Raw genomic sequence first — 12,469 nt, forward strand, 5'->3', positions numbered from 1 at the left:
ACAGGCTCAGGGAACGGATATGGCTGGGCGGACTGGATGTCGAGCGTCAGATGTCGAGAAAGCGAACGTCTTTGGCGTTCTTCTGGATGAAGTTTCGTCGCGACTCGACGTCTTCGCCCATGAGGGTCGAGAAGATCTCATCGGCGGCGGCGGCATCGTCGAGCGTGATCTGGCGGAGGGTACGCGTGTCGGGGTCCATGGTGGTGTCCCACAGCTCGCGGTAGTCCATCTCACCGAGACCCTTGTAGCGCTGGATTCCGTTCTCTTTCGGAATGCGCTTGCCCGCTGCCTGGCCGCTTACGAGCAGGGCGTCGCGCTCGACATCGGAGTACACGTACTCGTGGGCCGCATTCGTCCACTTGAGACGGTAGAGCGGCGGCATGGCGAGGTAGACGTAGCCGAGCTCGATGAGCGGGCGCATGTAGCGGAACACGAGGGTGAGCAGCAGCGTCGTGATGTGCTGGCCGTCGACGTCGGCATCGGCCATGAGCACGATCTTGTGGTAGCGCGCCTTGTCGGGGTTGAAGTCCTCGCCGATGCCCGCGCCGAACGCGGTGATCATGGCCTGAACCTCGTTGTTGCCGAGGGCTCGGTCGAGGCGAGCCTTCTCGACGTTCAGGATCTTGCCGCGCAGCGGCAGGATGGCCTGGGTCTCGGGGTTGCGGCCCTGGATGGCGGAACCGCCGGCCGAGTCTCCCTCGACGATGAAGATCTCGCTCTTCTCGGGGTCGCGGCTCGAGCAGTCCTTGAGTTTTCCGGGCATGCCACCGCCCTCGAGCAGTCCCTTGCGACGGGTCTGCTCGCGCGCCTTGCGGGCGGCAAGGCGGGCCTGGGATGCCTGGATCGCCTTGCGGATGATGTCGCGCGCCTGCGTGGGGTTGCGGTCGAACCAGTCGGTGAGCTCGACACCCACGACACGCTGAACGAAGGCCTTGGCCTCGGTGTTGCCGAGCTTGGTCTTCGTCTGGCCCTCGAACTGCGGCTCTGCCAGCTTGATAGAGATGACCGCGGTCAGCCCTTCACGCACGTCGTCGCCCGAGAGGTTGTCATCTTTCTCTTTGATGATGCCCTTCTCGCGCGCGTACTTGTTGACGAGAGTGGTGAGAGCGGCTCGGAAGCCCTCTTCGTGAGTGCCGCCCTCATGCGTGTTGATCGTGTTGGCGTAGGTGTGCACGCTCTCGGTGTACCCGGTGGTCCACTGCATGGCGACCTCGAGTGCGATCTTGCGCACCGTGTCCTCCTGCTCGAACGAGATGATCTCCTCGTTGACGAGGTCGTTCTTCTTCGCCCGGTTCAGGTACTCCACATAGTCTTGGAGCCCCTTCTCGTAGAGGTAGGTCACCGCGACGGGCTCGCCGTCGTCGCCGGCAGTCGCGCGCTCATCGGTGAGACTGATGCTGAGGCCCTTGTTGAGGAAGGCCATCTGCTGGAACCGGGCACGGAGAGTCTCGTAGTCGAATTCGATCGACTCGAACGTCTCGGCACTCGGCCAGAAGGTGATGCGCGTGCCGGTCTCGGTGGTGGACTCGTCTTTCGAGAGCGGCGCCTCGGGAACGCCGTTGCGATAGCTCTGGCGGTAGACGTTGCCCTGGCGACGCACCTCGACCTCGAGTTCGCTCGACAGGGCGTTGACAACCGAGCTGCCCACACCGTGGAGTCCGCCGGACACGGCATAGCCGCCGCCGCCGAACTTGCCACCGGCGTGAAGGATCGTGAGCACGACCTCGACGGTGGACTTCTTCTCGACGGGGTGCATGTCGACGGGGATGCCACGGCCGTTGTCGGTGACCTGGATGCCGCCGTCGCGTCGCATGACCACGGAGATGGTGTCTGCATACCCTGCCAGAGACTCGTCGACCGAGTTGTCGACGATCTCGTAGACCAGGTGATGCAGTCCGCGGGGTCCGGTCGATCCGATGTACATACCCGGACGTTTGCGAACCGCTTCAAGGCCTTCGAGCACCTGGATCTGGTCGGCGCCGTACTCGCTGTCGGGGTTCACTTTGTCTGATTCAGACATATAGAAATGGGCTCCTCAGTGCCGCCTCGATGTCAGTCAGGAAGGCGACCCTTAATTCTAGCAAAGCCAACGTGTTTTAAACGGCTCTACGGCGATCTGAGCCGCTTATTCTGACCGGGTGACCGTATTTGCCACGTCAACCGTAGGTATCGCGAGGACCACGCCCTGGAATTGATCTGGAGCCCTTTTTCCAGGACGGTGCGTGGGGTGCCTGAAAGCGAACGGTCTCGATGCCCGCGTCGGGGTACGACTGGGCGATGCGCGTCATGATCATCGTGCGCATGTGCCTCAGCTGCGTGGCCCAGGCGGTGGAGTCGCATTGAACGGTGAGAACGGAGTCGGTGACGTCGAGGGGGAAGCTGTGCTCCGCGGTGTCGGCGCCCGCGATCTCGGTCCACGCGAGAAGCAGGTCGGACTTCGCCAGCGGGGTGGCCCAGCCGAGCTCGCTCGTCATCGCGGTCATCACGTCGGAGATGCCCTTGGGGTCTCGTCCCCGGCCGTAGGCCTCGCTCTCCGCGACGGGCTCCCGGATGCGGCGCTTGCGGGTTCCGTATCTGCGGCTCGACGCATCGCCCAACACCTCTTTGAACCTCAGGTACACCGAGGAGGAGAGGTTCGGTTCGTTCCCGGAGGTCTCGGTCCCTGAGCTTTCGTTCCCTGAGCTTGTCGAAGGGCCGGCGTCGCTCACGGCGTGTCCCCTTCGACAGGCTCAGGGAACGGCGCCGGCTCAGGGAACGGCGCCGGGTCGGGCTCAGGGAACGGCACGCTCGGGTCGACGATCGTTCCCGCACTGATGCGCACCGTGTGCGGGGTGAGCGACGGAGGCACATCGTCGTAGACCGCGGCCGTGATCAGCACCTGTTCGTAGTCGGCGACAGCGACGGCGAGTCGTTGCCGCCTCGCCTCGTCGAGCTCGGCGAACACGTCGTCGAGGATCACCACGGGGTCACCGGTGGGCGACTCTATGCGCAGGAGCGTAGCGGCGGAGAGTTTGAGCGAGAGCGCATACGACCACGACTCCCCATGGCTGGCGTATCCCTTCGCCGGCAGTCCGTTGAGCTCGAAGACGAGATCGTCGCGGTGCGGCCCGATGAGGGTGAGTCCACGGTCGAGCTCCTGTCGCCGCACGCGGGCGAGGCCCTCACGGAACAGGCCCGCGATGACCTCGCGCGTCAGCGCGTCTTTCGTGGTGCCCTCGGGAACGGCGAATCCGTCGTCGCCCTGCTCATCGGCATCCGGATGCGCGGACAGCACGCTGAGCCGATTGCCGAGCGCCGGCCGGTGATCGGCTCCCGCGATGGAACGGTACGCGTCGACCACGAGGGGGTGCAGCCTGCCGACCAGAGCGACCCGTTCGGCGATCAGCTCGCTGCCGAGTTCGACCAGGCGCTCGTCCCAGATGTCGAGCGTGGACAGATTCGCGCCGCGCAGGCCCTGGGCGCGTGCGGACTTGAGCAGCGTGTTGCGCTGCTTCAGCACTCTCTCGTAGTCGGACTGCACACCGGCGAGCCGAGGAGTGCGCGCGACGAGCAACTGATCGAGGAATCGGCGTCGTCCAGACGGTTCGCCCCGGATCAGAGCCAGGTCTTCGGGGGCGAAGAGAACCGACGAGAAATACCGCGGCAGCTCGCGAGGCTTGATGACCGATCTGTTGATCTGGGCCCTGTTGGCGCTCGAGCGGTTGATCTGCACCTCGACCAGCAGCTCACGGGCATCGTGCTCGAGCCTGGCCCGCACGATGGCTGCGTTCTGGCCGGCCCGGATCATCGCGTGATCGACCGAGACGCGGTGAGACCCCAGGCTGCTCAGATAACCGAGTGACTCGACGAGGTTGGTCTTGCCCTGGCCGTTGCTGCCCACGAAGAGGTTCGGCCCCGGTTCGAGGCCGACCTCCGCGGTGACGTAGTTGCGGAAGTCGACGAGGGAGAGATGCCGAACGAGCACGGGTCCTCTCCTGTCTTCCGCATGTTCTGTTCCCTGAGCTTGTCGAAGGGGGGCCCTTCGACAAGCTCAGGGAACGACATCACTTCTAGTCTTCGGCCTTCTTGACCGCGTGGCCACCGAACTGGTTGCGCAGTGCGGCGACGGCCTTCATCGACGGCGAGTCCTCCTGGCGGGAGACGAAGCGGGCGAAGATCGACGCGGAGATCGTGGGCACCGGAACGGCGTTCGCGATGGCCTCCTCAATCGTCCAGCGGCCTTCACCCGAGTCCTCGACGTAGCCCTCGATCTCTTCGAACTCCGGGTCCTGCTCGAGAGCCTGAACGAGGAGCTCGAGCAGCCAGGAGCGAACGACGGTTCCGCGCTGCCAGGCTTTGAAGGTTCCCGTGACGTCTTTGATGATGTCTTTGCGGGTGTCGAGCAGCTCGTAGCCCTCGGCGTAGGCCTGCATCAGCGCGTATTCGATGCCGTTGTGCACCATCTTGGCGTAGTGGCCTGCGCCGACCTCGCCCACGTGCACGAAGCCCTCCTCGCGGGGGCCTTCGGGGCGGAGCGCGTCGAAGATCGGCATGAGCAGCTCGACGTTCGCCTTGGTGCCGCCGACCATCAGGCCGTAGCCGTTCTCGAGGCCCCAGATGCCGCCCGAGACACCGGCATCCACATAGCCGATGCCCTTGGGCTCGAGCTCCGCGGCGTGCTTGAAGTCCTCCGTGAAGCGCGAGTTTCCTCCGTCGATGACCAGGTCGCCGTCGGACAGGACCGTGCCGAGCTCGGTGATGACCGAATCGGTGATCTTGCCGGCGGGAACCATGACCCACACGATGCGGGGGCTCGGCAGGGCGGCTGCGAGGGCGGCGAGATCGGCGACGTCTGAGACGGCCGGGTTGTTGTCGTATCCCGTCACCTCGTGACCGGCGTTGCGCAGTCGCGCACGCATGTTGTTGCCCATCTTGCCGAGACCGACGAGTCCAATGTGCATTACGAAATCTCCTTGACGAAATACGTGGGTGATGGCGCCCGGGATCCCGGCCACCGGCATCCGGTGAATTACCGCAGCAACAGGTTCGGCTGCAGCAGGTATTTGTAGTCGTCTGTGCCGGGCTGGTCTTTGGACGACTGGCTCGTGATGAGCACGGGGCCCGGCTTGTTGGGGTTGTCGGTCTTGGTGAACGAGATCCGAACGAATTCCGAGTGCACAGCACTCAGACCATCAAGCAGGAACTGTGGTTTCAGCGAGACGACGGTGTCGGAGCCGGTGAGAAGTGCGTCGATCGATTCGGATGCCTGGGCCTGCTCGGAGCCGATTGCCTCGAGGGTGACACCGTCGATCGTGAACGAGAAGCGGAGCGCGGCCTCGCGCTCGAGAACAAGGCTGACACGGCGGGTCGACTCGATGAGTTCGGCCGTGTTGATGACCGCGTAGTTGTCGACGGTCTCGGGGAACAGGCGCTTCACGGGAGGGAAGTTGCCCTTGATGAGCAGCGACGTGACGGTCTTCTTGTCGGCGCGGAAGGCGATCAGTTCGCGGTCGTCGGTGTTGGTGATCGAGACCGAGATCGTGCCGGCGTTGCCGAACGTCTTGCCGACCTCCTGCAGCGTCTTCGCGGGAACGAGCGCGCTTGCCGTGGTGACTCCGGCGTCGCCCGAATCCCAGTCGATGTTGCGCACGGCGACGCGATAGCGGTCGGTGGCGACGAGCGAGAGCGTGTTGTCGGAGACCTCGAGCTGCACACCGGTGATGACGGGGGTGACGTCGTCTCGGGATGCAGCCACCGCGACCTGGGCCACGGCGGCGGCGAACTTGTCGGCGGGCAGGATGCCCGATTCCTCGCCGATCTGCGGAAGGCTCGGGTACTCCTCGACCGGCATGCTCAGCAGGGTGAACTTGGCTGACCCGCTCGAGACGGTGATGCGGGAGTCTTCTGAGGCGAAGCGCACGGGAGCGTTGGGGAGCTTGCTCGCGATGTCGGACAGCAGGCGGCCTGAGACCAGGACGGTGCCGGGCTCTTCGACGTCTGCCGCGATCTGCGTCTGGGCCGAGACTTCGTAGTCGAACGACGACAGTGTGAGTCCGTCTTCATCGGCCTTGATGAGGATTCCGGAGAGGATCGGCAGAGTGGTTCGCTGAGGCAACAGCTTGACGGCGAAGGAGACGGCTTCGCTGAAGACGTCTCTGTTGGCTTGGAACTTCACGAAGGCACTCCATACGAGATCGGCCAGTTGAGATGGGTTGCTGATTGGCCTCAATGCTAGCGGGTGACGACACCGTCGACGGTTTTTGTGATTCGAGGGCGACGCCGTCGGAAAGGTTGTCGGGGGCTGGATTAATTGAATTAAACGTTAATGGTCTTAACCGCTGTGGATATGTGGATAACTTCTGTGGATTGCAGTCGTGCGTAGGGAACTACACGAGTGTGAGATGTAGAAATCGTGTGCGGCGCGCATCCACAACTCGACCCCGCGACGAACGTGGGATTAACGACTCCACAACTCGGGGCCATCTGCTCACACATTCCGAGCCGTTATCCACAGCTTCTGCACAAGCTGTGGAAAGTGCTGTGTGATGGGACGGTGGGAGGCGCGATCAGACGTCCTTGTAACGCTGGTTGTGCTTGATGCGATTGCTCACTTCGGTGACCTGGTTGTAGATCGACCGCTTCTCGGTCATGAGCTTGCCGATCTTGTTGTTCGCGTACATCACCGTGGTGTGGTCCCGGCCACCGAACAGTTGGCCGATCTTCGGCAGCGAGAGACTCGTCATCTCGCGGCACAGGTACATGGCGATCTGTCGTGCGGTCGCGATCGCCTGCGATCTCGACGAGCCGTAGAGATCGTCGACCGACAGCTTGAAGTACTCGGCCGTGTGGTTGATGATGTCGACCGGCGCGATGATGTTGTCTTCATCGAGGGTGATGAGGTCTTTGAGCACGGTCTGCACGAGCTGCATGTCGACGGGCGTGCGATTGAGGCTGGCGAACGCCGTGACCCGGATGAGGGTTCCCTCGAGCTCGCGCACATTGGACGAGACCTTGGTGGCCATGTATTCGAGGATGTCATCGGGAACGCGCAGCTTCTCGCTCTGCGCTTTCTTGCGGAGGATGGCGATGCGCGTCTCGAGGTCGGGCGTCTGCACGTCTGTGATGAGACCCCATTCGAACCGCGTTCGCATGCGGTCTTCGAATCCGGTCAGGGCCTTCGGCGGAAGGTCGGAGGTGATGACGACCTGCTTGTTGTGGTCGTGCAGGGTGTTGAAGGTATGGAAGAAGGCTTCCTGGGTCTCGGCCTTGCCCTGCAGGAACTGGATGTCGTCGATGAGGAGCAGATCGATGTCGCGGTAGCGGGAGTGGAAGGCCGCTCCCCTGTTGTTCGCGATCGAGTTGATGAAGTCGTTGGTGAATTCCTCGCTCGACACGTAGCGAACGCGCACCCCGGGATAGAGGCTCATGGCGTAGTGACCGATGGCGTGCAGGAGGTGGGTCTTGCCGAGCCCGGAGTCTCCATAGATGAAGAGCGGGTTGTAGGCCTTGGCCGGCGCCTCGGCCACGGCCACCGCCGCAGCGTGGGCGAAGCGGTTCGAGCCGCCGATAACGAAGTTGTCGAAGCTGTACTTCGGGTTGAGCCGGGTGTCGTTGTTGCGCGGCGGCCCGACGGTCTCCTGTGCGGGCGTCGGCTGCTGCTGAACCGGCGGCGTCTCGATGTAGACGGGTTCGGATGCCTCGGCCTGGCCGGCCATTTCGGATCCGCTGATCTCGGGATTGACCACCACAGAGAAGTTGGTGACGTCGAGGCCGGAGTCGAGCTGGCCGATCGCCGTCAGCAGTGACGGGCGCACTCTCAACTCGAGCATGTCTCGGGTGAAGTCGTTGGGAACTTCGAGGTAGAAGGATCCGGCCATGATGCCTTTGGGCACCACCAGACCGAGGAAGCCGCGGAGTTGCGGTGTGATTCGTTCGTCACGGGACAGTGCCTGAAGTACGGAACGCCACTGGCCCTCCGTCGAGGTGTCATCCTCAGCCATGGAACTCCCGTCGAACAATATGAAAAAACAATTCTGCCTGTGGAAAACGAAGGCAGTTAGAGCCGGCGTGCTGAGCGTCCCCGAGCGCCAGCGGGCTGGATAACTAAGCTAGTTGCTGCCATGCGGCAGGGCAAGCTCACTGTATTGACTCTACGCGTGTCATGCACAGGCAGTTTCCACAGTCTGTGGATAATTGATTCTTTGTGCCCGTGAAGTTTGACCATTGGCATTCGAGGTCGTAGGTTTAATCAGTTGACTTGTGGCCAATCGGCCCGCACTTACTTTCCCGGTTCCCTGTCGTGCACACGCGATGAGGTCCGGGCCACGGAGAACACACCATGAGCAAGAGAACTTTCCAGCCGAACAACCGCCGTCGCGCCAAGGTGCACGGATTCCGTCTGCGCATGCGCACGCGCGCCGGCCGCGCCATCCTCGGCGCTCGTCGCCGCAAGGGTCGCACCGAGCTCTCCGCGTAGCAGCAGCCGACCTCGTTTCGCTGTGTTGGCTCACGCCAACCGGATCACCACCGCGGATGACTATCGCGGTGTGGTCCGGCGGGGAACACGTTTCGTGTCCCCGAATGCCGTGACGTACCTTCGTGCACCCAAAAACGACGAGTCCGCTGCCGGTGCTCCACGGTTCGGCTTCATCGTGGCCAAGTCTGTGGGCGTGGCCGTGATCCGCAATAGGGTTCGCCGTCGGCTGAAGGCCGCCAGCTACAGCATGCTCGACCAGGTGAAGCCAGGAACCGATGTCGTGGTCCGGGCTCTTCCCGGGGCTGCATCTCAGCCTTACGGCGTACTCTGCCAGGAGTTGGCCGCATCGCTCCGGAAGGGATCCGCACTCGTATGACGACGGTTCCGGTTTCCTCCATCTCGGCGAAGTACGTGCTGATCAGCGTATTCCTGCTCCCCCGCAACGCGGCGGTCCTCCTCCTCCGCGGGTACAGAGCAGTGATCTCTCCTTTATACGGAGATGTCTGCAGGTATTACCCCTCTTGTTCGTCGTACACCCTCCAGGCAATCCAGCAACGCGGGTTGTCTGTGGGAACCGGTCTCGGCATCCTGCGTATCGCGCGGTGTCACCCCTGGGCGGCCGGCGGTGTCGACGATGTGAGACCCGCCAAAAACCCCCGATACGCGCTGACGCCGTTCGGATTCGTTGTTCCACGTAGCCACGGAAAGGGCTAGACGCTTTGGATCTCCTCGGCACCATACTTTGGCCGATCAAATGGGTCGTCGAACTCATCCTGGTCGCATTCCACTACGTCTGGACGTGGGTAGGACTCAACCCCGACGACGGCCTCACCTGGGTGCTGTCGATCGTCGGCCTGGTGTTGGTGATCCGCGCCGCCCTCATCCCCATCTTCGTGCGGCAGATCAAGAGCCAGCGCAAGATGCTCGAGGTCGCGCCTCAGCTGAAGAAGATCCAAGACAAGTACAAGGGTAAGAAAGACCAGTTCTCCCGCGAGGCGATGTCGCGCGAGACCATGGAGCTCTACAAGCGCACGGGCACCAATCCCCTGAGTTCGTGCCTGCCGCTGCTTCTGCAGATGCCAATCTTCTTCTCGCTCTTCTCCGTTCTCAATGACGCGCAGCACGAGAAGGCCGGTGGTGGCGTCGGCCTCCTCAATGAGGCACTCGCCAAGTCGTTCGGAGAGTCCGATCTGTTCGGCGCACCGCTCAAGGCGACTCTCGCGAACAACGAGGGCAGTGTTCTCGTCATCGTCTTCGCGGTCACGATGATCGCCCTGATGACGGCTTCGCAGTTCATCACGCAGCTGCAGATCATGTCGAAGAACCAGTCGCCCGAGGCCAAGAACAGCCCGATGTTCAAGCAGCAGCGCATCCTGCTCTACATCCTTCCCGTGGTCTTCATCTTCTCCGGCGTGGCCTTCCCGCTGGGCGTGATGTTCTACTGGCTCACCTCCAACTTCTGGACGATGGGGCAGCAGTTCCTGGTCATCCGAAACATGCCCACACCGGGCAGCGAGGCCGCCGCGGCGCGCGAGGCACGACTCGCGAAGCGGGGCAAACTCGTTATCAAGGACGGTCCTCTGAGCGACGAGGTCGTCGAAGACCAGACCCCGAAGACGACGCAGCGGCAGCAGCCCGTGAGCAAGAACCGAGCCAAGAAGCAGGGTGGATCCAAGTGAGTGACGTGACAACAGACGCCGCAACCGTGTCGAACGACGAGACAGATGTGGTCGTCGAGGTCGTCGACGAGGCCGCCATCGGCACCGATCCTGTCGAATCGTCGGAGTCGACCCCCGAGGCGAACCTCGATGACGAGGGCGATATCGCAGCCGACTACATCGAAGAGCTTCTCGACATCTGCGATCTCGACGGCGACATCGACATCGACACTCGCGGCGGCCGTGCCTACATCTCGGTCAACGCTTCCGGCGACAGCAACATTCGTGTGCTGTCGAAGCCCGACACGGTGAACGCTCTCCAGGAACTCACCCGCCTTGCCGTTCAGACCAAGACCGGCGCCTTCAGCCGCCTAATTCTCGATGTCGGCGGAAGCCGTGAGGCTCGCCAGGCCGAGCTGGGTCGTCTCGTCGACGCCGCTGTTGCGAAGATCGAGGCCGGCGACGAGTCGGCCGCGCTGGAGCCCATGTCGTCGTACGAGCGCAAGCTGGTTCACGACATCGTGGCCGAGCGCGGCTTCGCGTCGGCGTCGGAGGGCGACGGCCGCGACCGTCACACCGTCATCACGCGCGCCTGACCCACTCCCCCACTACCCCGGGCAACGCAGTGAGCATCCCTGAGAATACCGAAGCCGAGCCCGCCGTCGCGGCTGAGCTCTTCGGAGACCGCATCGAGCTCGCTCGTCGATTCACGAACGCCCTCGCCACCCACGGCGAGGAGTACGGGTTGATCGGACCGCTCGAGCTGCCGCGCCTGTGGACACGGCACATCCTCAACTGTGCGATCGTGGCGCCGCTGCTGCGCGGAGGCACGGTCGGAGACATCGGCAGTGGAGCGGGCCTGCCGGGCATTGTTCTGGCGATCGCCCGACCCGACGTTCACTTCACCCTCATCGAGCCGATGGAGCGTCGGGTGAAGTGGCTGAACGATCAGGTGCACGAACTCGAGCTCGACAACGTCGTGGTTCTTCGTGATCGAGCCGAGGATGTGCGTCTGCCCGAGGGCTTCGATCAGCTGACTGCCAGGGCCGTGAGCGCCTTCTCGAAACTCATCCCCATGTGCGCTCCCCTGGTTGTTCCGGGTGGCGAATTCATTCTGATGAAGGGCATCAACGCGGCCAAGGAGATCGAGGCCGCCGAGAAGCAGATCCGCCGCTTCAAGCTCCACGACGTTGAGGTCATCGAGCTGGGTGAGGGAACGCTGCCCGAGACCACCCGGGTGATCAGAGCCACGGTCTCCTAAAAGACATCGATGTTTCACGTGAAACATCGATGCGCGGGCTGACTACGGGTGGCTTCCTGTACGACCGTGGCGACCGGTCATTTGCTGGACTGCAGGAACAGACGAAGAGCCCAACAGACGGGTCGGTTGTTCCGACTGCGGTGAGAACTGGCGTTGGGACGAGGTGAAGCGGACCCTCGTCTTGGTGGGGGTCGCGACTTGACGTCCGGATCAGTGGCTCTTGGTGACACCGCCTCCGGCAGATGCCGTTCTGGCTCAGAGGAGAGTTGGAGACAATCTCGTCAAGCGAATTCTGTGCGGGAGCTCACTGGTGCTCGACGCATTGTGGGTCGTCGGGCCGCGAGCGTGTTCTCCGCGGCGGCTGGGGTCATCGAGATTCGGGCTGGGGGTTCCCGGAACCCCTCCCCTACGTCGGTCCTCGCAGAGATGGATGAGGGCGTTATGCTCCGGGTGGCAGCCAAACAACCGTATGGTCGTGGGCGAGGTACCCCTGTCGGTGCGCGGGCCGCGATGAGCTCGAATGCACTATCGGGCCAGCGGCGTCGGGCCTGAGGTGGCCAGAATACGCTTGTGTTCGAGCGGCCGAGGAGACCCCCCGCGTCCATTTTGAGGTCGCCGGGGTGATTTCGATATGCCGTGCTCGTTCCTAGCGGCTACTCAATTGGCGCGTTCCGATGTTCAGTCAGTAGTCCCTCGGTCGAACAATGGATTTCGGTGCGCTGGTTCCTTCTGCTCGACGTGGAGACTACTACTGGAGGAGAGAGCCCGCCGGTCGAGTAGGCCGCTTGCGGCCGTATCGAGGCCACGGCCAGGTGATGTCGATACGCGTGCTCGACCCTCGTGTAGTGACTCTGGGCATCAGTATGGCCTCTGAGTACTCCCCCGGCCGGGCAAGCTTCCCGGACGGACAGTGCCCGGGCGGGACAGTCGATTCCGATGCGCCGGTCGTTCTGGTCGCAGCGGGAGGTTGTGCCGACAAGGTGCGCCGGTCGAGTAGGCCGCCCGCGGCCGTATCGAGGCCACTCACCGTCGGGTAATTTCGATAGGCTGACGCGTTCGTCACGTGGCTACTTTGTCCGCGCGAAAGATGAGGCG

At 63.1% G+C, this 12,469-nt stretch carries 12 protein-coding genes; 6 read left to right on the forward strand and 6 right to left on the reverse strand.

All coding sequences use genetic code 11. The annotated features are described in order from the left end of the window. Positions 1 to 46: 46 nt before the first annotated feature. From gyrB to dnaA, 6 genes are all read right to left on the reverse strand, one after another. Entirely contained in the window at positions 47 to 2,020 is a 1,974-nt protein-coding gene (gyrB, locus tag ASF06_RS04640) for a DNA topoisomerase (ATP-hydrolyzing) subunit B (protein WP_055943883.1), read from the reverse strand. Positions 2,021 to 2,156: 136 nt separating this feature from the next. After that, a complete protein-coding gene (locus tag ASF06_RS04645) occupies positions 2,157 to 2,621 on the reverse strand; it encodes a DUF721 domain-containing protein (protein ID WP_055943886.1) in 465 nt (154 codons plus the stop codon). Positions 2,622 to 2,704: 83 nt separating this feature from the next. Then, positions 2,705 to 3,964: a DNA replication/repair protein RecF gene (gene recF / locus ASF06_RS04650; protein WP_055943889.1), complete on the reverse strand. Its 1,260-nt coding sequence runs from the start codon at positions 3,962 to 3,964 to the stop codon at positions 2,705 to 2,707. 85 nt (positions 3,965 to 4,049) lie between these two features. Next, a complete protein-coding gene (gnd, locus tag ASF06_RS04655; protein ID WP_055932583.1) occupies positions 4,050 to 4,940 on the reverse strand; it encodes a phosphogluconate dehydrogenase (NAD(+)-dependent, decarboxylating) in 891 nt (296 codons plus the stop codon). Between the two features lie 68 nt (positions 4,941 to 5,008). Beyond that, a complete protein-coding gene (dnaN, locus tag ASF06_RS04660; RefSeq protein WP_055943892.1) occupies positions 5,009 to 6,154 on the reverse strand; it encodes a DNA polymerase III subunit beta in 1,146 nt (381 codons plus the stop codon). A 391-nt stretch (positions 6,155 to 6,545) separates the two neighbouring features. After that, complete coding sequence (gene dnaA / locus ASF06_RS04665; RefSeq protein ID WP_055932589.1) at positions 6,546 to 7,979, reverse strand: chromosomal replication initiator protein DnaA; 1,434 nt, start codon at positions 7,977 to 7,979, stop codon at positions 6,546 to 6,548. Between the two features lie 338 nt (positions 7,980 to 8,317). Here dnaA and rpmH point away from each other — a divergent pair, with 338 nt between their 5' ends. From rpmH to rsmG, 6 genes are all read left to right on the forward strand, one after another. Continuing rightward, positions 8,318 to 8,455, forward strand: coding sequence for a 50S ribosomal protein L34 (gene rpmH / locus ASF06_RS04670; RefSeq protein WP_010204566.1), 138 nt, complete (start codon positions 8,318 to 8,320; stop codon positions 8,453 to 8,455). 70 nt (positions 8,456 to 8,525) lie between these two features. Next, positions 8,526 to 8,831, forward strand: a complete 306-nt coding sequence (gene rnpA, locus ASF06_RS19060; protein WP_235497320.1) for a ribonuclease P protein component — start codon at positions 8,526 to 8,528, stop codon at positions 8,829 to 8,831. After that, on the forward strand, positions 8,828 to 9,169 hold the full coding sequence (gene yidD / locus ASF06_RS19065; protein ID WP_082500689.1) for a membrane protein insertion efficiency factor YidD: 342 nt from the start codon (positions 8,828 to 8,830) through the stop codon (positions 9,167 to 9,169). The genes rnpA and yidD overlap by 4 nt, the downstream gene beginning before the upstream one ends. A 5-nt stretch (positions 9,170 to 9,174) precedes the next feature. Further along, positions 9,175 to 10,134: a membrane protein insertase YidC gene (gene yidC, locus ASF06_RS04675; protein WP_055943894.1), complete on the forward strand. Its 960-nt coding sequence runs from the start codon at positions 9,175 to 9,177 to the stop codon at positions 10,132 to 10,134. Positions 10,135 to 10,211: 77 nt separating this feature from the next. Next, entirely contained in the window at positions 10,212 to 10,709 is a 498-nt protein-coding gene (locus ASF06_RS04680; RefSeq protein ID WP_235500908.1) for a Jag family protein, read from the forward strand. A gap of 35 nt (positions 10,710 to 10,744) precedes the next feature. Further along, positions 10,745 to 11,374, forward strand: coding sequence for a 16S rRNA (guanine(527)-N(7))-methyltransferase RsmG (gene rsmG / locus ASF06_RS04685; RefSeq protein ID WP_055944193.1), 630 nt, complete (start codon positions 10,745 to 10,747; stop codon positions 11,372 to 11,374). Positions 11,375 to 12,469: the final 1,095 nt, after the last annotated feature.

It is taken from the genome of Agreia sp. Leaf244 (assembly GCF_001422695.1).
Lineage (GTDB): Bacteria > Actinomycetota > Actinomycetes > Actinomycetales > Microbacteriaceae > Agreia.